The organism is Arthrobacter sp. NtRootA1 (assembly GCF_019976975.1).
Taxonomy (GTDB): Bacteria; Actinomycetota; Actinomycetes; order Actinomycetales; family Micrococcaceae; genus Arthrobacter; species Arthrobacter aromaticivorans.
Genome location: NZ_AP024630.1, coordinates 2,839,084 through 2,862,410, shown reverse-complemented (window position 1 = coordinate 2,862,410; position 23,327 = coordinate 2,839,084). Strand labels below are relative to the sequence as shown.

Genomic DNA, 23,327 nt, shown 5'->3' with positions numbered 1-23,327 from the left:
CTGCCCCGTCCTCAGTAGAGGACTACCGCGAATACAGCCATAACAATCGTTTATGCCCGTTGTGTCCGAGAGGCAGTTCAGCTCCTGGGCTGGACCAGCCGGCCTGCGAGGTCGGTTAGTTCGCCGGCGATGGGGGAGCTGGGGTCCCAGATCGCCTCGTAGAAGATCTCCAGAACAGTGCCATCGGTGTCGAGGACTTCACGGTGCGTTGCGTCGGGAGCAGCGAGCTTCGACTTCGGGAGCATGGCGGAGCCGAGCCCGAGTTGCGACCATTCCTCGAGGACCCGATAGGTGGCGGCTTCTCCCGGGTAGGCAGTGACCGCGAGTTCGTGCTCCCGGATCAAGCTGCGGGTGAAGGCCGTGAGCCCGCACGTGTCGGGCAACAGGATCAGCTGTTTCCCCGCAAAGTCCTCCAGCCGGGCCGGCCCGGACCCTGCTCGGCGTTCGACCAGGACCAATGGCTCGGAATCGATGACCCGGTGCTCGTAACGCGGCATCGGCTCCACAGAGGGAACGACGATGATGTCAAGTTCTCCGTCCACTAGCGCGGCGCGCAGTTCGCCCATGTTCGCCTCCCGCAACACGAGCTGCATACGCACGTCCTGCTCCGGCTGGTCGCAGACCGCCCGGTAGGCGCTGGCCACGAGCTTCGGGTCGATCAGCGGAGAAACGCCCACGCGGATCGTCTCCGGTGACGGCGCGTTCCACCTCGCGGCCTCGGCATGGACGTCGTCGAGCGACCTGAGGGCCTTCTCGATTCTAGGAAGCAACGCGTCGCCGAACGCAGTGAGTGCCACGCCACGGGGAGACCTCTCGAACAGCTTCTCGCCCAGCGATGCCTCCAACTTCGCGATCCCGTTAGACAATGCCGGCTGGGTGACTCCGTAGGACCTCGCTGCGGCGCTGAAGGAGCCCGTTTCCGCTACTGCCCGCGCGTATCGCAGGCCTTCCGTGCTCAATCGTTCAGCCATAGCCAAATGTTATCGTTCCAGGCGCGGTGGCGATCCGCTGTCCTTGGATCCGCCCGCCACCCATGATGGTTTCGAATCATGGGTGCGCCTACTCTACGGGACCGCTTTGTGCCTTACCGCGCGAGGCAGCGATCTGTGCCCAGACAGAGCCCATATCGAGGGCGCGCACCTGCTCGATCAATGAGTCCAGTGCAGCAGCTGGGAGTGCGCCTGCTTGGGAGTAGAGGCATACGCCGCCGCGGAAGATCATGAGCGTGGGGATCGAGGTGATCTGTGCCATGGCCGAGAGCTCCTGCTCAGCCTCGGTGTCGACCTTGGCGAAGACGATATCGGGGTTGCGTTTGGAGGCTTGTTCGAACACCGGCGCGAACGCCCGGCACGGACCACACCACGCGGCCCAAAAGTCGATCAGCACGATCCCGTCGGCGGAGATTGTTCGCTCGAAGTCTTGGAAGGTGAGGTCGTGAGTGGTCATGAGAGGTTGCCTTTCGGAGTGATGGCCGTGAGCACGGTCAAGGGAACGAGTGCGATGAGGGCGATGACCGCCAAGGCCGAGAAACTGGTGAACATGAGGATCGGGCCGGCTGCGAAGGCGGCCGCAGCTCCGAAAAGGTTGGAGAGCGCATCGAGGCCTCCTTGGGAGGCGGCCCTGGTCTCGCCGGATTCCGCCACGCTGAACAGGGCAGAGCCTCCGACGCTGACGAATGACCAGCCGAGACCGAGCAGGATCAGGGACGCCATCATCCATCCCATGTCGTTCGGCTGGAGGATGCCGATGGCGAGGGATCCAGCAAACAGGGCGAGGCCGATCGCGATGGTCACGTGGTGGCCGATCCGGTCCGCCGCGATGCCAACAACAGGGGAGAACCCATACATCCCGACGATGTGCAGGCTGATCGTGAGGCCGATGAAGGTGACCGATCCACCTTCGTGCGCTACGTGCACCGGTGTCATCGTCATGATCGCCACCATCACGAGCTGCGACGTGAGAATCGCAACGACGGCCAACCGAGCCGCCGGGTTCCGTCCGAGCTCGGCCAGCATGGCGCGCGACCGTCCAGGACCTGCCGTTGGGGCCGACACGCGGCTGCCCTGGGGGCCGGGCTCGTCCAGTGAACGGGACTGGGCAAGGAGCAGGGGGTCGGGCCGGAGCAGGCCGAAGACGAGAGCCCCGGCCAGGGCGAGGCATCCGGCTGCGATCAGGAACGCGGCCGCAAACACTGTCAGGCCAGTTGCGCGGCCGATCGCTTCACCAGGCACACCAAGGTTGGGGCCGAGCACACTGCCGATGGTGCCCACCCAAACGATGAGCGCCAGCGATCGGGCCCGGTGGCGGGGACTGGCAATATCTGTTGCGGCGAACCTGGCCTGCAGGCTGACCGCGGAGCCCGCGCCGATGAGCAACAGGCCAACGAACAGGGGAACGACGAGGCTCCACTGGGCTGCGGCGACCAGCAGGCCAGCGCCGGCCGCTGCCACCCACCACCCACTCGCCAGCGCAACTCTCCGGCCCCGCCGTGCCGCAAAGTTGCCCAGCGGAAGGCCCAGCAATGCCGCACCGAGTGTGCTCGAAGTCCGCGCCAGTCCCGCCCATGCTTCGTTGTCCGTGACTTGGCCTGCCAGGAGCACGCCGATGGAGGGCGCGATGCCGACGCCGACGGTGCCGACGACCTGCATGACGGAAAGCACGATCATCGTTCGCCGCTGGACGGTCTCCAGGTCCTGTATGGAGGCTCTCTGGCTCATAAGTGGGGAAGTGGTTTGGGTCTTGGTCATCTTTTTCTGCGGTTCCGTAATTCTGTCGTCGTTCTGCGTGCGTGGCATGGGGATCAGCCCGCGCGCTGCCTCCACTAGCATACATCTAGAGTCCAACTAGGATCCTAGATGACCGTAAATAAAGCTACGTGGTCAGGAGTCCTGCAGTTAGTCGCGTGTGTCTGGTGTGGCTGCGAGGAGGCCGCCGAGGGCAAGCGTGGGCCCTGCCGTCTCCGCCGTTTCGGCGATGTGGCCTCTGAGTGTGGTGGCGAATGCTTCAACGTCGCCGCTTCGCAGCTGAGCCGTGAGGGTGCGGTGCTCCTTGATTATCTCTTCGCACCGCATGAGCAGCCTGTCGCCGACGGAGAACAACAGATAGCGGTGCCGGTCTGCGAGACGGTCATAGAGTTCCAGGAACACCTCGCTCCCACCGGCTTCCACGAATCCGCGGTGAAACGCCAGGGTGAGGTCGATGAAGCGGCGTACGTCGCGGGACTGGAATGCGGTCAGCTGCTCGGCGATGGATGCGTCCAGCTGATCGGCGAACTCCTCGCGCCGCTGCGGGTCAACCCGCCCGACTGCCGTGGCCTCTAGGACTAGGCGCGCGTCGGCGTGCTCGGCGGTTTGCCTGCCCGAGAGCCCCTGTACGAGTGCCCCGCGCTTTGGGTAGATCGCGACCCACCCCTCGTCCTTGAGGCGGGCGAGGGCAATCCGCACCGGCGTGCGGCTCACCCCTAGGGTCATGGCGACGGATGCCTCTCCCAGCATGTCGCCGGGTTGGTGGACCCCCTCGAGAATTCTGTCGCGGATCGCCTGGTAGGCGCGTTCCGCCGCGCTAGTCGCCTCCATGTCGCTCCTTCATCGGTGTCGTGCAACAAGAATACATGTGGTATTTGGTCAAATCCTCCGCTTGCCAGGCGGCGGGGAACGAAGGCCCCGTGAAGACGGGCCTCACCCGAGGAATGCCTCCTGGCAGTGGGTGCCGGGAGGCATTCCAGCTAGCGTCGGCCTGCTGACTTCGACGAGTTCAGCGCCCTGTAATGACGTCAGAGCACGCGCCGGAGCCAGCCCCGCGAATCGGGCCGGTGGCCGTACTGGAGTCCGAGGAGATGTTCACGAATGGCCAGAGTGTTCGGGCCCGGTGCACCGGACCCTACGGTGACGTCCAGGTCTTCGCCCTGGATCGATACGATCGGGGTGATGGCTGCCGCGGTGCCGCTGGCGAAGATCTCAGTGATGCTGCCTTCTGGGCAGCGCGTCAGCACTTCACGCAGTCCGATGCGGCGTTCCACCGGAGTCAGTCCGTGTTCTTCGGCAAGAGCGAGGATGCTGTCCCTGGTTACGCCCTCCAGAATGGTCCCGAGGCCGGGGGTAATGAGTTCACGGCCGGCTGTGATCAGGAACAGGTTCATCGTTCCGGACTCTTCGAGCCACTCGTGCTCGACGGCGTCGAGGTAGAGGACCTGGTCGCATCCGTGGGCGCGGGCTTCGGCTTGGGCGGCCAGTCCGGTGGCGTAGTTGCCGCCGCATTTCGCGGCTCCAGTTCCGCCTTCGGCTGCGCGTGTCTGGGTTCGGCTGGCCCACAAGGAGATACCCGTGGGTCCGTCAGGGAAGTAGGGGCCGGCGGGGGAGGCGATGACGCAGAACTTCGCTTTGGCGGCGGCGCGGACCCCGAGGAAAGGTTCTGACGCAAACATGAACGGCCGGATATAGAGGCTGTGCTCCTTCCCGTGCTGGGGGACCCAGGCATGGTCGGCGCGGACGAGTTCCGTGACCGCGTCCAGGAACAGTCCTTCATCGAGGACGGGCAACGAAAGCCGCGCGGCAGAGCGTGCGAAACGTGCGGCGTTGGCTTCGGGTCGGAATAGCCAGACCGAGCCGTCAGCGTGGCGGTAAGCCTTCAGCCCTTCAAAAATTTCTTGGGCATAGTGCAGAACTGACGTCGCGGGATGAAGGCTGAAAGCCTCAAGAGGGCCGACTTTCTGGTCGTGCCAACCGTCCTGAACGGACCAGGAAGCAGTGGCCATGTAATCGGTGAAGTGGTTCCCGAATCCGGGATCCTCGAGGACTGCAGCCCTGTTATGGTGCGGCAACGGATTCGGTGCAGAGATCAGGGGGAAGGCGGTCATTCGGGCGTTCTCTCTACTGGGATTTATCGATGGTAAACGGGCTGAAGCCCGTGCCCCGGATATTTCCGGGACACGGGCTATAGCGTGAGGTTTCTCAGGACAGGGATGCCGCTGGGACGCTTGGGCTGGAAGCGGCGTCTTCACCTTGGAAGAACTTCAGGGCCTGCCAGCCATGGGTGAGCCCACCGCCTGCCCTGAGCGCTGTGGCTGTCATGATCGTCTCGGCAAGTTCCTGTTCAGTGGCCCCGGCCTCGCGGGCCCCTTTTGAATGTGCCTCAATGCAGTAGGGACACTGAGTGGTCAACGCGACGGCAACGGCGATGAGTTCGGTGTACTTGAGCGGGATTACGTTGTCCGGGTTTTCGAAGACCGCCTTGTCTAGCGCCTGGAAAGCGTCGACGGCGGCCGGAGCGCCCTTGCGAAGGTTCCGGAAGAATTGGCGGTCATTGTGGTCGTGATACGTCATTGCGACTTCTTTCTCTCGGTGGTTTCTGTTGGAGGGGTAAAAATTGACGGGCACGGTCGGGTTCAGCTCCCCATGTGGTCCGGGACGGGTACGGAATCCTCAGCGCGGGTTTCAACTTGCGCAGGCGACTGCCGCTTGCGGTAGACCCTGTAGGCGAGGGCTACTACCACGACCCAGACCGCGGAGACCATCAGGGAGACTTGCATATCCGGCAGGATGGCGATGCAGACCAGGATCACGGCTACGAATACGAGCGCGATGTAGTCGGCATAGGGGTAGAAGGGCGACTTGTACTTGATGGCGTCGGCCTGTCCGTTCTGGATGCGCAGCTTCCGGAATCGAAGGTGGCTGAGCGCGATCGAGCCCCAGGCGCAGATGAGTCCGAAGGTGGTCACGGAGGAGAAGATTTCAAAGACCTGATCCGGCATAGCCAGGTTCAAACCCACACCCGCGAGCATGATGACGAAGACGGCGATGACGGCACGGGAGGGGACTTGCTTGTTGTTGACCTTGCCCAGGAACGCCGGGGCCTTGCCCTGGAGGGAGAGGTTGTAGAAGGTTCTGCTGTTGGTGAAGATGCTGGAGTTGACGGCGGACAGCACTGCGGTCATCACGACGAGATTCATAATCGTCGCAGCGGCAGGGATGCCGATCCTGGTGAAGACTTCGACGAAAGGGCTGCCCTTTCCAGTCAGGGACGTCCACGGGAAGATCGTGACCAGAATGGTGATGGCTCCGACGTAGAAGATCATCAGACGCCAGAAGGTGGCGTTCACGGCCTTGGGCATGGTCTTTTCAACGTCCTTGGCTTCGCCGGCGGCCAGACCGAGGTTTTCGATGCCACCGAATGCGAACGCGACCATCACGATGGACAGGATCGAGCCGCTGATGCCGTTAGGGAAGAAGCCTCCATGCTCCGTGAGGTTGCCCAGGCCGAGTGGCTGGCCTCCGTTGCCGAGCCCAAAGAAGATCATGGCGACACCGAAGATAATTAGCGTGACGATGGCGACCACCTTGATGATGGCGAACCAGAATTCGGCCTCACCATAGAACTTCACGCCGACGACGTTGATGACGAACATAACCAGCACCGCGACGGCCGCGGTGACCCAGATCGGCATATCAGGGACCCAGTACTGGACGTATTTGCCCAGCGCGTTCAGTTCGGCCGCGCTCGTGGCGAGGAGGAAGATGAAGGCGTTCCATCCGTTGAGGAATCCCATGAAGGGGTGGATGTAACGGCTTGAATAGGAGATGTAGCCGCCTGAAACGGGTTCCTCCACGGACATTTCACCCTGTGCGCGCATCACGAAGTAGATGGCAGCTGCAGCGACAATGTAGGTGAGGATAATGGCTGGTCCGGCGGTCTGAATGGCCCAGCCGGAACCGTAGAACAATCCGGTTCCGATAGCTCCGCCGATGGCGATCATTTGCAGGTGCCTGCTCTTTAGATCCCGTTTCAGGTTCTCTTTTTCATATGCCTGAACGCGTTGGGGTGATTTCATAGCGCACTTCTTCCTTGAAGGGGCTTGGGGGATCAGATGATGTCTGGCATTCGTTCGGGTCGTCAGTGGTGTGGGGTCGCCAGTGTGTAATTAATGAAGGGGCGTGGGCGGGAAGGTCCCGCAGGTGAATCAGCGAACTTCGATGACTGCTTCGATTTCGACTGGGACATCCATCGGCAACGAGGGAACGCCGACGGCGGACCGGGCGTGGTTCCCTGCCTCGCCAAGAGCCTCGACCAGGAAATCAGAAGCCCCGTTGGCGACTTGGTGCTGGTCGGAGAAGGCCGGGGTGCTGGCGACAAAGACCGTGATCTTGACCAGACGCTTGATCTTCGCCAAGTCGCCCAAGGCGTCCTTGGCCTGGGCGAGGATGTTGGCAGCGCACCAGCGGGCGGCTTCCTGACCCGCGGAGATATCGAGGTCCTCTCCGAGCTTGCCTGTTGAGGTGAAGGCACCGTCGCGCATCGGCAGCTGGCCAGACGTGAACAGCAGGTTCCCGGTCCGGACGTAGGGCTGGTAGTTGGCTACCGACCGCGCAGGGGCGGGGAGGACGACGCCGAGTTCGGACAGGCGGTCTTCAGCGGTGATGGTCATTGATTCTCTTCTTTCAGTTGCTGGTGACGGCTGCGGTGAGCCGGTTAATGGCTTCGTCGACGGTGCTGCGCGGGCAACCGAGGTTGACCCGCATGTAGCCCTGTCCTTCGACTCCGAATTTCTGCCCCTTGTCCAGCCAGAGGCGGGCCTTGGTGAGCATGAACTTGTCCAGTTCCTCCGCGTTCAGGCCAAGGCCCCGACAGTCCATCCAGGCCAGGTAGAGGGAGTCGGCCGGCAGAACAGTGAGTTGCGGCAGCGTGCTGTTGATGGACGCGGCGAAGTGTTCGTGATTGCCGCGCACGTAGCTGACCATGTCATCCACCCAGCCCTCACCGTGGGCGTAGGCCGCCTCGGCGGCAACCATGCCAAGGACGTTGACCAGGGGGAAGACGTTGCGGTCATACTGGCGGGCGAGTTCTTCCCGCATCCGCTTGTTGGGGACAAAGACGTTGGCGCTCTGCAATCCTGGAAGATTGAACGTCTTGCTCGGCGCGGTGCAGGTGATGCTGTTCTGCGCGAACTCCTCGCTGAGGGACGCGAAGGGGATGTGCCGCTTTGCTGGGTTCATGATGAGGTCCTGGTGGATTTCATCAGCGATGACGATCACGCCATGCCGCGCACAGATTTCGCCCATCGTGCGCAGCTCGTCTTCGGTCCACACGTTGCCGGTCGGATTGTGGGGGTTGCTGAGGATGAAGATCTTGGTGTCGGGACGAATCGCGGCCTCAAATACTGCCGCATCCAACTCATACCTGTCTCCGGCCCGGGTCAGCGGTGCGTAGGCAAGATGCCGGCCGTTCATGAGCATGTCGTTGTGAAAGTGCGCGTAGACCGGAGGCTGGATGAGCACGGAGTCGCCCGGCGCGGAGAAGGCCTGCACCGCCGTCTTGAGGGTCGTGATGATGCCCGAAGTCTGAAGGATCCACTTCTTGTCGACCTCCCAACCGAAGCGCTTGACCTGCCAGCCCGCGACGGCGTCGAGGTAACTGTCGGTGGCCCCGCCCGGGTAGCCGAACACTCCGTGCTCGACAGCCTCATGCAAGGCATCCAGCACGACCCGTGGGGCCTTGAAGTCAGTGTCTGCAACCCACATGGGCAGCGGATCTGCCGCGGCCTCGTCAGCAGAAAGAAGGGCTTCCTTATACGCCCATTTCATCGAGTTGGAGGTGCGCCGCTCAACTACTTCATCGAAAATCGAAGTCGGTGCGGCGTCCAGGGAGGGGATCAATACGGTGTCAGGCATGGTACTCACGAAGTGTTCCTTAGTGGTGTTTTTGCGATGTGGTTCACACTAAGCCGAAAGTCCTGCAACGTGTTTGCAAGTTCTCCGGCCAAAACCCTTCAAGATGCTAGATTTTGAGGCATGGACCGGATAGATCGGGAGATTCTTGCGTTACTTCAAATTGAGGGGCGAATATCGTTCACCGAGTTGGCGGGGCGTGTGCAGTTAAGCCTGTCGAGCTGCCAGCGCCGCGTGCGGGATCTCGAGGCCCGGGGAACCATTCGGAGCTATCGTGCAATCGTGGACGCAGCATCGGCCGGTTTCGGCTTCGAAGTGGTCGCTTTTGCAACGCTTACCCGTCCCGACGTCCTGGATGAGTTTGATGCCGCGATCACCGACGTCCCAGAAATCGTTGAGGCCCAACGACTGTTTGGTGAGCCGGATTACATGATCCGCATCGTCGCGGCGGACCGTGAGGCTTACCAAAAGCTCTATGACAAGGTGCTAAGCCGTCTGCCCGGCGTCCAAAGTCTCAACTCCACCATCGTGATGAAGGAAGTAATCGCCTCCAGGGCGCTGCCGGTTGTCCGCCGTTCCATTGACTAGCGGAGTAAGCCGGCCCCGCTCACCCGGTTCCGCCCGGGCCGCCTTCAAGTTGTCAGCAACCATGAGACTGGTTGTCACTGATTCGCCTGCCCAGACTTGCAGAATCCCGACCACACGTTCCGCGACCACGGTTTGGCTGCTCATGCGCCCCGGAGCACGGCGGAGTAGGTGCGAAGTGGGCGGGAAGAGTAGGCCTTGAGCGTTACCGCTTCAAGCCTGAGTCCATGGCGGACTCAATTCTGGTTGGGCGCAGGGCGGCGGGGACGATGACCTGTCCGGTCGAGGAGCCGTCGGAGTTGAGGATCCATCCCATGCGTTTCGGGTTCCGGAGCGTGACGGCAGAGTCGATGATTTCCAGCCACGGAAGGTGAGTTCCGAAGCGCCTCTCCACTTGGTGCAGGTCTTCAATGGACGACATCCACACACTGAAAAGCATGTTGGTCGATCCTGTGGTTGAAACACAGACCCGCATTTCAGGAAGCGTCTTCAAGGCCGCGATGGTGCGATCGAGATCCGCCGGCGGGATCCGCGCCAGGAACGTGCACGTGACGGGCCAGCGAGATCTGCCTTGGGCGAGTTCGCATCGGAACGATAGAGCGCCCGATCCGATGATCTTGCTCAGCTGGCGTCGGACGGTGGCCGTGTTCCGCCCCGTAGCCCGGGCGAGATCAGCGGCGGTGGCTCGTCCGTCCTTGGCGAGTTCCTGGATCAAGGGCCAGGCATCGCCTGGCAATTGCGTTACCTGCTCGGCTCCGCTGGTCCTCGCCAGGGATTCGCATCGCCGGCGCTGCTCAGGGCTGAGTGCGTCCAACCGCCAGTTGTTGCCTTCGGAATGGAGCTTGGTGACGAAATGGGTCCTGGGCCTCAGGACACCGGGAATCGCCGGCAGGTCATCCAAGGCGAATTTCGTTACCTCGTCAAGGTCTGGACACATGACGGTGAGCAGCAGATCCCTTCCCCTGGCTGACTCCTCGACCGTGACGACACGTGGTTCCCTGAGCAGCTGTGCCTGGACTGACGGCTTTGTCCCTGGGGCGCAGTCTAGCTCGATGTAACACAAAAGGACGTTCCGGGGTTTCATCGCCGGATATGCGGTGATCCAAGCTGATCCTGCACGGGAGAGCCGGTGCCACCGTGCAGCGACAGAAACGGGCGTTCCACCCAAGATCTTTGCCAAGTCTGTCCATGCGGCGCGGGGAGCAATCTGCAGCGCATTGATTAGCTCGAAATCCTGTTCAGAAAGTTCGGAGGATTGCACGGTTTATGGTCTTTCGTTCTTGGGAATGCGCGAATCCAAAGATCTTCGCGGACTGAAACGTGGTAAGTGTCACACTGAATTTTAGTCCGGGCAAGCCGGGCCATTCTCTCAAGGAGTCCCATGAACTTGCTGGCTGATGCCGGGGCAATGACAACCGAAATGGTGGGTCTTAGGCGGGCCCTCCACACGGAACCCGAAATCGGGCTTCATCTTCCGAAGACGCAAAGGCGCGTCCTTGAAGCCCTCGACGGCCTCCCGCTGGAAATCACGACAGGAGAAAAGTTGAGCTCCGTGACGGCCGTCCTGCGGGGAAGCAGCGGCAGGGACAACGGCACTGTGCTGCTCCGGGGCGATATGGATGCACTTCCCCTCACCGAGCGAACCGACCTCCCCTGGCGATCCCGCACCGACGGGGCTATGCACGCCTGTGGCCACGACCTGCACACTTCGATGCTCGTGGGCGCAGCACATTTGCTTGCCAACCAGCGGGAAAAGCTCGACGGGGACATCGTCTTTATGTTCCAGCCGGGTGAAGAAGGCTGGCACGGCGCGGACATCATGCTTGAGGAGGGCGTCCTGGACGCGTCCGGGCGTCGTGTCGATGCAGCGTTCGGCATGCACGTTTTCTCCGGCGGGCACCCGACCGGCCAAGTGCTTACCCGTAAGGGAGCCATGATGGCAGCAGCCGATTCTTTGGATGTCCTCGTGCGCGGTGTCGGCGGACACGGCTCCGCACCCTCCCGCGCCAAAGATCCCGTGACCGCAATCTCCGAAATGGTCAGCGCCCTCCAGACCATGGTCACGCGCCAGTTCGACGTCTTCGATCCTGTCGTGCTGAGCGTTGGTTCGCTTCACGCTGGAACGGCCCGCAACATCATCCCCGAAACCGCGGAGTTCGCAGCGACCCTTCGTACCTTTTCTTCTGAAGCACGGGACCGTGCCATGGAATCAATCCCGAGGCTGCTCCAGGGCATCGCAGCAGCCCACGGGGTCGAGGTCGAGCTCCGGCACGTCGAGGGCTATCCCGTGACGTTCAATCACCACGACGAGACGGCATTAGTGGCCAGCGTCACCGATCAAGTGCTGCAGGGCCGTCGCACCGTGCTGGCAAACCCCTTCAACGCCTCAGAGGACTTCTCCCTCGTCCTTGCCCAGGTTCCCGGCAGTTTCATCGGCCTAAGCGCCACCCCGATCGGTGTGGACCCGGAGACAGCACCTTTCAACCACTCACCGTTCGCCCAATATGACGACTCTGTCCTTCCGGACGGCGCGGCGCTGTATGCCGAAGTGGCCATTCAGCGGCTCCGTTGGGCACAAGCCTGAGTTTCCGTCGTTTACGGCTTTTCTAAAGGAGTACCCCCATGTCATCAGATGCTGCAGCAAATGCAGGTGCCGGCCTGCGCGTCCGCCAAAACGATACCCGTGCGATCCTGGGAATCGGTGTCGGCAACTCGCTCGAATGGTTCGACACGAGCCTGTACGGCATTTTCGCCGTTTACTTCGCCCCCCAGTTCTTCAACAGCAAGGACTCCACCTCGGCGCTTCTCTCAGCGCTGGTCGTCATGGCCGTGGGGTTTGTAGCTCGGCCGTTCGGGGGATTCCTGTTCGGCTGGATCTCCGACCGGGTAGGGCGAAAACTGTCAATGGCGCTCACGATTACCCTTGCCGCGGTTGGAAGCCTCGCCATCGGAATCAGCCCCACCTATGGTGCTATCGGGGCCGGAGCCTCCGTCATTCTTGTGGTCGCCCGTCTTGTGCAGGGGCTGGCACACGGTGGCGAGTTGCCATCAGCACAGACGTACGTGTCCGAGTTCGCCCCGAAGGAGCGCCGTGGACTGTGGTCCAGCCTGATCTACACATCAGGGACCACAGGCGTGCTCGCCGGAACAATACTGGCCGCTGTGCTCACAGCGTCACTTGGCAAGGACGCCATGTACGACTACGGCTGGCGTATCCCATTCATTATCGCCGGCCTGTCCGGGATCTTCGGACTGTTCATGCGCCTTCGCATGACGGAACCCGAAGTCTTTAGTGCCTCCCTCGTGAAGGCGCGGAAACCGAATATCCTCAAGGGAGTCTGGACCCACAAGCGGCAGGCACTGCAAGTGATCGGCATGACCGCAGGGCTGACCGTGATGTACAACGTATGGTCCTCCTACGCGCCGGCGCAGGCCATCGCTTCCCGCGGGGTGGATGCTAACCATGCCTTCTGGGCCGGCGTCGTCGCTAACGTCATCTTCATAGCAGCCCTTCCACTGTGCGGGATCCTCTCCGACCGGATCGGCCGTAAGCCCGTGCTGCTGCTCGGAGCCATTAGCGGCGCGATCCTCATGTTTCCGCTCAACGCCCTGATCGGCAACAGCGCCGTGATGCTCGGAGTAGCGATGTCCATCGCTCTCATATGCATCGCCATGGCAGCATCAATCGTTCCGGCCGTTTACGCAGAACTCTTCCCCACCCACATCAGGACGACCGCCGTCGCCATTCCCTACGCCATCTGCGTCGCGGCCTTCGGCGGCACCGCCCCCTATCTGCAGACGTACTTCAGCTCGATCGGAAATGCCGACATCTTCTACGGATATGCCGTGGCCTTGCAACTGATCTCAGCACTGGTGATCAGCCGGCTCCCGGAAACCAAAGCCCAGGACCTGCGGGAAGCCGAACCCGACAATGAGAAGGTCAGCCTCAACGGCTGAATCACTCCCCGCATGATCCAGTGGTAGCTGAATGAGCCCCGGCTTTCGCGGGGGCTCATTCATGCATCCCGTGCCCTTTCATGCATGCCTGCACGAGCATTTCAGGGCCCCGGAATCGGTGTGGGCAGCAAAGTCCTGACCGGTCACTGAAGAGGCTGAGGGCAAAATGTAGTGGCCTCTCATCAGGGCGAGGAACTAAACATCACCGTCGGTGAGGCCACACCCGAGCTGAACACTGTGGTGATCCGCGAACACCTTCTCGGCCTCCAGTACGCCGACCCGCCCATACGCGCGGCTGGCTCCGACGCATGATCTAACCCGGCTTCCGGCCGGTGTTTATGCTCTCCAATGGATGAAGAGGCCTCCTGGTGGACATCCACCATCGTGACTGCAAATGGAGAGGCCTACCAGCGGCTGCACGACAAGGTCCTGAGCCGGTGCCGGGCGTTCAAAGCTTGAACTCCACCATCGCGATGAAAGAATTGTCGTTTCCAGGGCACTCCGAGTGATCTGGCGTTGCATCGAGTAGTGCAAAAGGGGCCGGCGCGGGGTGGTGACTCCCCGCGCTGGCATTCTGCGAGCGTTCGATGTCCTCGCATGGATGGACGGAAGCGGAAACTCCGAGCGAGCCCTCGGAAACGGTGTGATCGTCGACCCCTTCGACCCAACAGCTCGGGATATGGGCAATCGCGGCGGTTGAGCAGGTCGTTGAAGTCTGCGTCGACGCTGTCAAAGTGAAGGCAGGCCCACACGACGTCGGAGACCAGCGGCTTTGATCTTGTAGCGGACCAGCATCCGATCCATCGCGGGGGACGATGACCAAGTTCGGCATGACTGGTCAGCTCGGCCTGCAAGCCGAGAAGAATGTCCGTCGAAACGGATCCCTCACCATGGTCGGTCCGGCAGTCATGTTCCCTGTTTCTCCGACGGCGTGGTCCCGAGCGAGTCAAGGGTTGAAACTTGGACTTGAGGACGTGCCAGCAAGCATCGGCTTCAGTGCACTACATCCAGGGGAGTGGTTAGCTCCGCCGTCTGAAGCGAGCGTGATGTTCATGAGATGAACGCACCCTTTCGCCTTGTATTGCAGCGGTTGCAGTATCAGTCTTCATGCCGTTATTCACACTCCTCCTGGAGCCGGGAAGACCATGCTGGCCAAAAGGCCAGGCTACAGCCCTCTGCTAGGCACAGCCTACCCAGGGACACCCTTGTCTCACCTCGGTCCGATGCACGCTGGGAGGAAAGCGACCCTCAGCGATCGGCGGCCGACGATGGCCGGGTCACGCCGAGGCGATGAGGCGGGGGAGGTTGGAGAGCGCTCCGGCGGCATGGGCTCGGCTGCGTTCGCGAGCCTCGGGGATGCGTGGGTCGTCGGCGTAACGTTCCAGCTCGGCGAAGGGATACAGCCGGCTCGTGCGCGACCATGCGGACACGGCCGGATGCTGGCCGCGTGCCCGGGCGTTCGCCATCAGCGCGGCGTAGGCGATGAGGAAGTCGACATTCCGATCCCAGAGGTGCAGCGGGCGGCACAGCTTGTTCTTCTGGTCGTCGTCGTTGAGTTCGGCTTCGACGACGCCAAGCATCGCGTACTGGAACGAGACGGTACCCCAGAACATCGGCTGAAGCGTGATGCGGCCAGCTTCGAAAATCGGACGAAGTGGAGGCCGGACGAGTCCCGACGCCGCGCAGTGGACGTGCAGCGTGTCGCGTGTCGTGGGGATGACACCGTCGTCGAGAATGATGCGGTCGCGCTCGACAGTACGCACGTGGCCGAGGCGGACTACATTCTCGATTTGCCGGAGGATGGCGATCTCGGCTTCTCCGACGATGGCGCCGTGGAACATCGTGGGTGGCACCGACGGATCGACCCGCAGGAGGATTCCCTGTTCATCGAGCCGCGCGAAGAAATCGTCAACCGTCGTCGCTTGGGCCATGGCCTCGATCTGTGCGGCGTTCGCGACGTACTGGTCGACGACTAGGTCGCGCGGCTGCAGGTAGCGCCGATTCGGCCACCAGCCCTCGCGCGGTTTGATCCACGTGAGGTCGGCGGGATCCACACCCTGCTCGAGAAGCCACACACACGTGTCGAGGGCGGTCTTTCCCGCGCCGATCACGGTGAAGCGTCCGACCGGGTGGGCGAGTCGGGCGAGCCCCCCGGTGGGGATGCAACGAACTCCCTCGGCCACGGCGAACGGCGGGGCGGACGTGGCGGGGATGCGGCCCTCGAGGTACCTGGCATCCACCACGCGGCGGCGCACAGTGACCGGCACGGTGTGACCGTCCAGGCGGGAGACGATCCGACCCTCGTCAACGAACTCGCATTCGGGCAAGTAGACTACACGCCCGGTCGGCAGGAAGACCCGTGTCATCGCCTCTTCGAAATGCGCGCAGATCTCGCTCGGACCGGCCAGCTCGTACATGCCTGCGTTCGTGCCGTCGACGTCGCGCCTGTCGGCTCCGAATGGCACGGATTCGACGCCGTAGAGGTTCGCGGGCTGGTGCAGCCGAACGAACGGATATGCGTCCTGCCAGTGTCCCCCGGGTGCGTGCCGACGATCGACGATCGCGACAGTGGCATCCGAATGCGCGAGGATCCGGTCGGTGAAGACCATCCCCGCTGTCCCAGCGCCGACCACCAGATAGTCGGCTTCGATTCGCCCGCGCACGCACTCACAGTAAACCCGGCCGTCTGCGCAGGGGAATCCCCCGGCGCGCAGGTACCGGTCGGCGTCGGGGTGCGCCACCGCTTCGCCGCGCTGCGGGGACCCGCTGTATCGCCGGAGCGTCCGGGTCAGTATGGGAACGGTCTTCCAGGTTCCTTGGGCCCGCCTGGAACGCTGGCCTGGTGATCTGGAAAGGCTCAAGGATCAGGGCTTCACAGTTGCCGCCATGGAATTGACCGAAGACGCTGTTGACCTTGATGAACTCGCTGCCCGCAACATCCCCAAACTCGCTCTGGTACTCGGCACGGAAGGTGCCGGAATGAGCGCGGAGACGCTTGCCGCCGTCGATCTCGCTGTCAAGATTCCGATGCGCGCCGGTGTCGATTCGCTGAACGTCGCATCCGCTTCGGCGGTGGCGTTCTGGGAGCTTCGCCCGCAGGACTGAGCCTGGTTCGTGCACCCGGCGGGTTTCGGCTATGATTGATTGTTGGCCCGGCCGCTGAAATCTCTACCTTGCAGCAGGCGGACCACCTCCATTCATACCTGGCAGCTGGCAAAATCCAGTTGCGTGAACAAAAGGTCCCATTATGAAGTCTGATATCCACCCGAAGTACGAAGCTGTTGTTTTCAACGACCTGGCTTCCGGCACGAAGTTCCTGACCAAGTCGACTGTGTCTTCCTCGAAGACCATCGAATGGGAAGACGGAAACACCTACCCGGTTATCGACGTCGAAATCTCTTCGGAGTCCCACCCGTTCTACACGGGCAAGCAGCGCATCATGGACTCCGCTGGCCGCGTCGAGCGCTTCAACGCTCGCTTCAAGGGCTTCGGCGGCACGAAGTAACCCACTTCGCCCCAAGGCTTTTCGAAAGCCCGCATTGCTGGAATTTCCAGCAATGCGGGCTTTTTCGTTTTCCGGCAAGATGGAACCCATGACGTTCCAGCCCGCACCCGAACAACACCCTAAGTACATTGACGACGGCGCCACTCGCCTTCACGGGGAGTATAAAGTTCCCGGCGGCAAACTCGTGGTGGTGGACTTGGACGTCCAGGACGGCCTCTTGGCCGACGTTTCACTCAGTGGAGATTTCTTCCTGGAACCCGATGAGGCCCTGGGGGACATCAACGCCGCTCTGACTGGAATGCCCGCGACGACCCCGGCTGCAGACATCTCTGCGGCTGTCTCGGCCGGGTTGCCCCAAGGGGCTGTGTTGTTTGGGTTCTCTCCAGAGGCCGTCGCGGTGACCGTCCGCCGTGCGCTGTCCAAAGCCACCAGTTGGTCCGATCACCCATGGGAAATCATCCCTCCTACGGTCCTGCCCACACACGTCAACGTTGCTCTCGACGAGGTCCTCACGGAAGAAGTTGGCGCGGGACGCCGAAATCCCACCCTGCGGTTCTGGGACTGGGAAGAACCTTCGGTGGTCATCGGGAGTTTCCAGTCCGTTCGGAACGAGGTGGATCCCGACGGCGTGTCCAGGCACGGCATCACGGTAGTTCGCCGTATCAGTGGTGGCGGTGCAATGTTCATGGAAGCCGGCAACTGCATCACCTACTCCCTCTACGTACCGCAGACGTTGGTGGATGGCATCAGTTTCGCCGATTCCTACGCCTTCCTTGATGCATGGGTCATGGCGGCGTTGGAGAAGCTCGGCATCACCGCTTTCTATGTTCCCCTCAATGACATCGCCACTGAGCAAGGCAAGATCGGGGGCGCGGCCCAGAAACGGCTGGCCAACGGAGGGATGCTTCATCACGTGACCATGAGCTATGACATCGACGCCGACAAGATGGTGGAAGTGCTGCGCATCGGCAAGGAAAAGCTCTCAGACAAAGGCACGCGCAGCGCCAAGAAGCGAGTGGACCCATTGCGCCGTCAGACCGGCTTGGCCCGCGCCGCCATCATTGAGGCCATGCAGGAAGTTTTTGCGGAACGCTACGGCGCAGTTGAATCCCGCGTGTCGGACGATGAACTTTCTCAAGCCAGGAAGCGGGTGGAAACGAAGTTCGGCACGGAGGAGTGGTTGAACAGGGTTCCTTAGGGCGCACGGTTCCTTAGTGCGCTGATGCCCCTACCCGGCTGCCTGCGCCGTCAGCGCCCGCAGCAGGTGGCTACGCTGTTCGATGATGATGCGGCGCAAAGCACGGGGAGCGTCAGTATGCTCCTGCAGCCACCGGTCAGTCGTCACCAGCACCGGATGCGTGATTGGCTCCATTCCGGCCACCAGATCCTGGGCGCCGGGGTAGAGGCCCCTGACGATCCTGCCGGCGATTTCTATACTGCGCTCAGTCCAGACACGTTCCAGGCATTCAAAGTAGGGCTCGATGTATGGCTCCAGGAGGTCTCTGGGCGCAATGGTGAAACCCGTGATTGTTGCGCTGAGGATCTCGTTGGACAGCCCGGTAGTGTTGACGGCTGCGTCCCACGCTGCCGCCTTTACGGAGGCATCAGGGCGGGCTGAGGAGGCTACTGCATGGCCTTCGCGGCCGGAGGCCGTCTTGTCCGCCTCAAGTTCAGCGTCCAGCTCGCGCTGCATGGCTTGTCCATGGGCGGCGAGGGCCTGCCAGAAACTCCAGCGCAGTTCGGCATCGACCGTCAAGCCATCAATGACCGTGGCGCCTTCAAGGATGCCCCGCAGCAGGGGGAGCTCGCTGTCACCGTGCCTGGAAACATCGGCCAGGGCCCTGGCCCAGGCAAGCTGGTGGTCGGATCCGGGGGCTGCGGATTGCAATTGGGCGGCGGCGACTGCCAGAAAGTCCTTACGCACGCCATCCCGCACGGCATCGGGGACATAACGTTCAATAGCGGTGGCTGCATTTCCCAACACGTTCTGGAGGACGCCGATCCCGGTTTCAACGGGCGCGAAACGCTCAACGGCGGCAATGTACCGTACCGCTGGCGTTGCGCCGTCCCGAGCCGAATCCCACAGGGCGGTCCAGCACAGCGCCCGTGCCATGGGGTCCTGGATGGTTCCCAGGGAGCTCCGGACTGTGTGCTCCGAAAGGGCGTCCAGCCGCACCTTCGCGTAGCTGAGGTCCTCATCGTTGACCAGCAGCAGGGCGGGCCGGGGCCTCCCTGCCAGTTCGGCCACCAACGTGCTCGGGCCGGAGACGTCCAGCTCGATGCTCTCCCTCCGGACGAGGTGTCCCGAGGAATCCGGGTCATACAAGCCCAACCGGAGTCGGTGGGGCCGCAACTCCTGCTTGCCCGTCAGGGGGTCCCTCGCATCCTGTTGGAGCGTCACGGCGCCCATGATCCCGTCGTCATCCACAATGTCTGCGGAGATGGTGGAAATGCCTGATGTCTGCAGCCATTGGCGCGCCCAGCCGGCAAGGTCCCTTCCCGACGCGACGCTGAGCGCTTGCAGAAGGTCCTGTAGCGAGGTGTTGCCGAACTCGTGGTCCCGGAAGTACTGGCGGGATCCGGCGACAAAGTCGTCAAAGCCCACGTAAGACACCAGTTGCTTCAGAACAGAGGCCCCTTTGGCATACGTGATTCCATCAAAATTTTGCTTGGCCGCTTCGAGGTCCGGAATGTCGGCAACGATGGGGTGCGTGGTAGGCAGCTGGTCCTGTACATAGGCCCAGGCTTTGCGCTTGCTGGCGAAGTTCACCCATGCCGTATCCCAGTCAGTGGCCCGGTCCACGCCGAGGGTCCCCATGTAGTCGGCAAAGGATTCTTTCAGCCAGAGGTCGTCCCACCAGGTCATGGTGACGAGGTCGCCGAACCACATGTGCGCCATCTCGTGCATCAGAGTGTTGGCGCGCGCCTGGTACTGGGCGTCTGTTGCCCGCGAAGCATAGACATACTTCTCCGTGAAGGTGACCAGTCCAGGGTTTTCCATGGCTCCGAGGTTGTACTCGGGCACGAACGCCTGATCGTATTTGCCCCAAGGGTAGGGGTAGTCGAAAAGTTCATTGAAGAACGCCAGCCCGCTCTTGGTCAGCCGGAAGAGTTCATCGGCATCGAACGACTCCGCCAAAGACGCCCGGCAGTAGAGGGCCAGTGGGACGTCAAGGCGGGTGCCGTCGTCGAGCGTTGCTCCCCAATGATCAGTGGCCTTGAAGTAGGGCCCGGCAAGGATGGTGGTGATGTAGGTGGACATCCGCTTGGTGGTAGCAAAGTCCCAGCTGCAGGCTGCCGCATCGTCCGCTAGAGGCGCTCGGGCGGTCTCCACGCCATTGGAGGCGACTTCCCATCCTGCGGGAGCGATGACGTGGAAAGTGAATTCGGCTTTGAGGTCGGGCTGCTCGAAGTTGGCGAAGACGCGGCGGCTGTCGGCCGGTTCGTACTGGGTGTAGAGATAGCACTGGCCATCGGCGGGGTCGACGAAACGGTGCATGCCCTCTCCGGAGCGGCTGTAGAGCGCTGTTCCTGTCACGGTGACCGTGTTTTCCGCGGCCAGGTCTTCCAGGATGATCCTGTCCCGGTCCACTACACGGTCAACTTCAAGGGCCTTGCCGTTCAGCATCACTGACTTCACTCCGCCACTGATGAAATCCAGGAAGGTAGCTGAGCCGGGATCGGCTGAAAACCTGATAGTGCTGGTGCTCGGGTAGCCGGCGGTTGCGGGATCTGCCGCGTCGCGGACATCGAGGGTGACGTCGTAGCTATGGGTGGTGATTAGGGCTGAACGTGTTGCGGCTTCATCGCGCGAGAGATTGTGATTCGACACACAGCTATCTAATCATGATCCATACGGCGCCCAGGCCTAGCGATGCGATGAGCAGCCACGATCCCAGTGCCACAGCAACGGCACGGCCCCCGGTATGAACGAGGGTGCGTACACGCACCGCGGAACCGAGCCCGAACAGGGCGGTCGCGAGCAGGATGTCCTGTACTCCGGCGGCGGCTTCCAGAGCTGCCGGTGGCACCCACCCCAAGGTGCGAACGCCCACCATCGCGATGAAGCCAACCACAAACAGAGGGACAATCGGCGGAAACCGGCCATCGGCGTCGTGCTTTCCTGATTGACCCGATACGCCGTTGGCCCGTCGCCGTACGTGCATCACCCGCTGGTGAAGCCCTGCAGCCGCGGCGATGGGCGCCAAGAGCACCACCCGCGTCAATTTAACGACGACGGCGACAGCCAGTGCCGCCGTCCCTGCAGTTTGGGCGGTGGCAACCACTTGGCCCACGTCGTGCACGGACGCACCGGTCCACGCTCCGAATTGTTCCGGGTTCAAGCCCAAGGGGTGCATGAGGAGGGGGAGCACCCCAATCGCCAGGGTGCCACACAGCGTCACCAGCGCCACGGGAAGTACAGTGTCCTGGTGCTTGACCCGCCTTACCGCTGCCATGGCCCCGATGGCCGACGCACCGCAAATGGAGAACCCTGTGGCGATCAGGAGTGCCGCCTCATCCGGAAGGCGGAGGATCTTCGCGAGTCCGTAGGTTCCGCCAAAACTCAGTAACACTACGGCTGCAATCAGAAGCAGTGACAGCCACCCCATTCCGAGGATGTCGCCCATGCTCACCTTGAGTCCAAGCAGGACGATTCCGGCACGCATAAGGTGCTTCCCGGCGAAGTCCAGGCCTGGCCGGGCGCGCCCCGCCGCCCAGACAGCAGTGCCCGGTATATTTGCAGAGAGCAGGCCCAGTGCAACAGCAAGCGTCATGACGGGAATAGCCCCCAATGCCGGAAATACCGCGTGGACGGTGAAGGCGACTCCCGTTGCGGCAATACTCAGGACCAACCCCGGCGCCAGCCGGGACAGGTGGGGCGCAGGACTGTTCAAGGGCATGCCTCAACCCTGCCGGATGGGGGCACCGAAAGGCGAACCGGGAGTCTCCGGAAACCGCGACACAACCAGTGCGAAATGCGCTTGACTCAAAAAGGTGATTGTCTAATTCCCATGTCTGACCTATTTCAGGATTATTCCGAGGCCGCTGCGCGCAGCGGCGCCTACGACGAGATGTTCGCCCCCGGCCACGTCGCCAGAAAATCCTACGGTCAGGTTGCCGGTGCACTGCGCGAGCTTTCCCTGGCCGATGTCACCGCCCGCGCCGATTCCATGGCACGCACGTTCCTGGACCGCGGTGTGACTTTCGACTATGCGGGGGAGGAGCGGCCGTTTCCGCTGGATATCGTCCCGCGCGTTATCCCTGCTGACGAGTGGGATGTCCTTGAGCGCGGCGTGGCACAGCGGGTCAAGGCCCTTGAAGCGTTTCTCAACGATGTATATGGCCGGATGGCGGTGGTGGCTGACGGAGTCATTCCCCGGCAACTTGTCACCACAAGCGCCCATTTCCACCGTGCCGTTCACGGCTTCGAACCGTCCGGCGGAGTCCGCGTCCACGTATCCGGCATCGACGTCGTCCGTGATGCTGAAGGCACCTTCCGTGTCCTCGAGGACAATGTCCGCGTCCCCTCCGGAGTGAGCTACGTACTGGAGAACCGCCGCGCCATGGCCAAGGGCCTGCCCGAGGCCTTCGGCCAGCAGCACATTAGGCCCGTGGAGGAGTACCCCCGCCGGCTCCTCTCGGCGCTGCGCAAGACCGCACCGGCCGGCGTCGACGATCCCACGGTTGTGGTCCTGACGCCGGGCGTCTTCAACAGCGCGTATTTTGAGCACACCCTCCTCGCCGGACTCATGGGCGTGGAGTTGGTGGAAGGGCGGGACTTGATCTGCCGCGGCAACCGTGTGTACATGCGGACCACAGCCGGCGAGCAACGCGTCGATGTCATTTACAAGCGCATCGACGACGACTTCCTGGATCCCTTGCAGTTCCGTTCCGATTCCATGCTTGGCTGCCCGGGCCTCGTCAACGCCGCCCGCGCTGGTGGTGTCACCATCGCCAACGCTGTTGGGAACGGCGTAGCCGATGACAAGCTCGTGTACAGTTACGTGCCTGACCTGATCCGGTACTACCTTCACGAAGAGCCGATCATCGCCAACGTCGACACTTTCCGGCTCGAGGAAAAGGAAGCCAGGGAACATGTTCTGGACCGCTTGGAGGAGCTGGTGGTCAAGCCCGTCGATGGCTCAGGCGGTAAGGGCCTGGTCATCGGCCCGGATGCTTCCAAGGACGAGCTTGATGCTTTGCGGAAGCGCGTGATTGCGGATCCCCGTGGCTGGATCGCACAGCCAGTTCTCCAACTCTCCACGGTACCCACGCTCTCCGGAGATAAGTTCGGCCCGCGGCACGTGGACCTCCGCCCCTTTGCAGTCAACGACGGCGACGACGTCTGGGTCCTTCCCGGCGGCCTGACCCGGGTGGCACTCAAGGAAGGTTCACTGATTGTGAATTCCAGCCAGGGCGGCGGTTCCAAGGACACCTGGGTGTTGGCCAATTCGCCGCAAATGCCTGCCGAGATCATTCCGCGCCAGTCCGTGACGGTCCGCGAACAGGTCTCTGTGTGGCCGGTGGAAAGCAACTGGCGGGACCGCCAGACGGAGCAGCAACAATGATCCGGATGGCAGGGCCCAGAGGGACCCCTGCTCCATTGACCCCCGAACTTC

Annotated in this window: 20 protein-coding genes and 1 pseudogene; 8 read left to right on the top strand and 13 right to left on the bottom strand. The window is 62.3% G+C overall.

Annotated elements, in window-relative coordinates; translation table 11 throughout:
- Positions 1 to 77: 77 nt before the first annotated feature.
- The 9 genes from LDN90_RS12805 to LDN90_RS12765 all read right to left on the bottom strand — a co-directional run bounded on the left by LDN90_RS12805 (position 78) and on the right by LDN90_RS12765 (position 8,663).
- Positions 78 to 971 (bottom strand): LysR family transcriptional regulator, encoded by an 894-nt coding sequence (locus tag LDN90_RS12805; protein ID WP_223946031.1) that lies wholly within the window; start codon positions 969 to 971, stop codon positions 78 to 80.
- Between the two features lie 88 nt (positions 972 to 1,059).
- Positions 1,060 to 1,446: a thioredoxin gene (gene trxA, locus LDN90_RS12800; RefSeq protein ID WP_223946029.1), complete on the bottom strand. Its 387-nt coding sequence runs from the start codon at positions 1,444 to 1,446 to the stop codon at positions 1,060 to 1,062.
- The gene (locus LDN90_RS12795; protein WP_223946028.1) at positions 1,443 to 2,795 is read right to left on the bottom strand and encodes an MFS transporter; all 1,353 of its coding nucleotides are present in this window, start codon (positions 2,793 to 2,795) and stop codon (positions 1,443 to 1,445) included. Before LDN90_RS12795 ends, trxA begins: the two co-directional genes overlap by 4 nt.
- 99 nt (positions 2,796 to 2,894) lie before the next feature.
- Positions 2,895 to 3,575: a GntR family transcriptional regulator gene (locus LDN90_RS12790; RefSeq protein WP_223946027.1), complete on the bottom strand. Its 681-nt coding sequence runs from the start codon at positions 3,573 to 3,575 to the stop codon at positions 2,895 to 2,897.
- A 197-nt stretch (positions 3,576 to 3,772) separates the two neighbouring features.
- Positions 3,773 to 4,855 carry a branched-chain amino acid aminotransferase gene (locus tag LDN90_RS12785; RefSeq protein ID WP_223946025.1) on the bottom strand — a complete coding sequence of 361 codons (1,083 nt, stop codon included), beginning with the start codon at positions 4,853 to 4,855 and terminating at the stop codon, positions 3,773 to 3,775.
- Between the two features lie 94 nt (positions 4,856 to 4,949).
- Positions 4,950 to 5,321, bottom strand: a complete 372-nt coding sequence (locus LDN90_RS12780) for a carboxymuconolactone decarboxylase family protein (protein ID WP_223946024.1) — start codon at positions 5,319 to 5,321, stop codon at positions 4,950 to 4,952.
- Positions 5,322 to 5,383: 62 nt separating this feature from the next.
- The gene (locus LDN90_RS12775) at positions 5,384 to 6,826 is read right to left on the bottom strand and encodes an amino acid permease (RefSeq protein ID WP_223946023.1); all 1,443 of its coding nucleotides are present in this window, start codon (positions 6,824 to 6,826) and stop codon (positions 5,384 to 5,386) included.
- Between the two features lie 129 nt (positions 6,827 to 6,955).
- Complete coding sequence (locus LDN90_RS12770) at positions 6,956 to 7,420, bottom strand: RidA family protein (protein WP_223946021.1); 465 nt, start codon at positions 7,418 to 7,420, stop codon at positions 6,956 to 6,958.
- Positions 7,421 to 7,433: 13 nt separating this feature from the next.
- On the bottom strand, positions 7,434 to 8,663 hold the full coding sequence (locus LDN90_RS12765) for a MalY/PatB family protein (RefSeq protein WP_223949288.1): 1,230 nt from the start codon (positions 8,661 to 8,663) through the stop codon (positions 7,434 to 7,436).
- Positions 8,664 to 8,783: 120 nt separating this feature from the next.
- Here LDN90_RS12765 and LDN90_RS12760 point away from each other — a divergent pair, with 120 nt between their 5' ends.
- Positions 8,784 to 9,248, top strand: a complete 465-nt coding sequence (locus tag LDN90_RS12760; protein WP_223946020.1) for an Lrp/AsnC family transcriptional regulator — start codon at positions 8,784 to 8,786, stop codon at positions 9,246 to 9,248.
- A 202-nt stretch (positions 9,249 to 9,450) separates the two neighbouring features.
- On the opposite strand, the gene LDN90_RS12755 is transcribed toward LDN90_RS12760, so the two are convergent.
- The gene (locus LDN90_RS12755) at positions 9,451 to 10,329 is read right to left on the bottom strand and encodes an Lrp/AsnC ligand binding domain-containing protein (RefSeq protein ID WP_263426293.1); all 879 of its coding nucleotides are present in this window, start codon (positions 10,327 to 10,329) and stop codon (positions 9,451 to 9,453) included.
- Positions 10,330 to 10,626: 297 nt separating this feature from the next.
- Between LDN90_RS12755 and LDN90_RS12750 the strand changes: the two genes are divergently transcribed.
- The 3 genes from LDN90_RS12750 to LDN90_RS12740 all read left to right on the top strand — a co-directional run bounded on the left by LDN90_RS12750 (position 10,627) and on the right by LDN90_RS12740 (position 13,514).
- Positions 10,627 to 11,829: a M20 family metallopeptidase gene (locus LDN90_RS12750; RefSeq protein ID WP_223946017.1), complete on the top strand. Its 1,203-nt coding sequence runs from the start codon at positions 10,627 to 10,629 to the stop codon at positions 11,827 to 11,829.
- Positions 11,830 to 11,867: 38 nt separating this feature from the next.
- The gene (locus LDN90_RS12745) at positions 11,868 to 13,202 is read left to right on the top strand and encodes an MFS transporter (protein WP_223946016.1); all 1,335 of its coding nucleotides are present in this window, start codon (positions 11,868 to 11,870) and stop codon (positions 13,200 to 13,202) included.
- A gap of 171 nt (positions 13,203 to 13,373) precedes the next feature.
- Positions 13,374 to 13,514 (top strand): hypothetical protein, encoded by a 141-nt coding sequence (locus LDN90_RS12740; RefSeq protein WP_223946014.1) that lies wholly within the window; start codon positions 13,374 to 13,376, stop codon positions 13,512 to 13,514.
- Between the two features lie 965 nt (positions 13,515 to 14,479).
- Here the strand turns inward: LDN90_RS12740 and LDN90_RS12735 are convergent.
- Positions 14,480 to 15,865 carry an NAD(P)-binding protein gene (locus LDN90_RS12735; RefSeq protein ID WP_223946012.1) on the bottom strand — a complete coding sequence of 462 codons (1,386 nt, stop codon included), beginning with the start codon at positions 15,863 to 15,865 and terminating at the stop codon, positions 14,480 to 14,482.
- A gap of 82 nt (positions 15,866 to 15,947) precedes the next feature.
- On the opposite strand from LDN90_RS12735, the pseudogene LDN90_RS12730 reads away from it, so the two are divergent.
- From LDN90_RS12730 to LDN90_RS12720, 3 genes and pseudogenes are all read left to right on the top strand, one after another.
- Positions 15,948 to 16,307: pseudogene (locus LDN90_RS12730) on the top strand (RNA methyltransferase); the annotation flags it as partial.
- A gap of 142 nt (positions 16,308 to 16,449) precedes the next feature.
- Positions 16,450 to 16,707, top strand: a complete 258-nt coding sequence (locus tag LDN90_RS12725; protein WP_216925747.1) for a type B 50S ribosomal protein L31 — start codon at positions 16,450 to 16,452, stop codon at positions 16,705 to 16,707.
- Positions 16,708 to 16,795: 88 nt separating this feature from the next.
- Entirely contained in the window at positions 16,796 to 17,905 is a 1,110-nt protein-coding gene (locus tag LDN90_RS12720; RefSeq protein ID WP_223946010.1) for a biotin/lipoate A/B protein ligase family protein, read from the top strand.
- Positions 17,906 to 17,935: 30 nt separating this feature from the next.
- On the opposite strand, the gene pepN is transcribed toward LDN90_RS12720, so the two are convergent.
- Entirely contained in the window at positions 17,936 to 20,539 is a 2,604-nt protein-coding gene (gene pepN / locus LDN90_RS12715; protein ID WP_223946008.1) for an aminopeptidase N, read from the bottom strand.
- Between the two features lie 4 nt (positions 20,540 to 20,543).
- Positions 20,544 to 21,608: a putative sulfate exporter family transporter gene (locus LDN90_RS12710; protein WP_223946006.1), complete on the bottom strand. Its 1,065-nt coding sequence runs from the start codon at positions 21,606 to 21,608 to the stop codon at positions 20,544 to 20,546.
- Between the two features lie 111 nt (positions 21,609 to 21,719).
- On the opposite strand from LDN90_RS12710, the gene LDN90_RS12705 reads away from it, so the two are divergent.
- Complete coding sequence (locus LDN90_RS12705; RefSeq protein ID WP_223946004.1) at positions 21,720 to 23,276, top strand: circularly permuted type 2 ATP-grasp protein; 1,557 nt, start codon at positions 21,720 to 21,722, stop codon at positions 23,274 to 23,276.
- Positions 23,277 to 23,327: the final 51 nt, after the last annotated feature.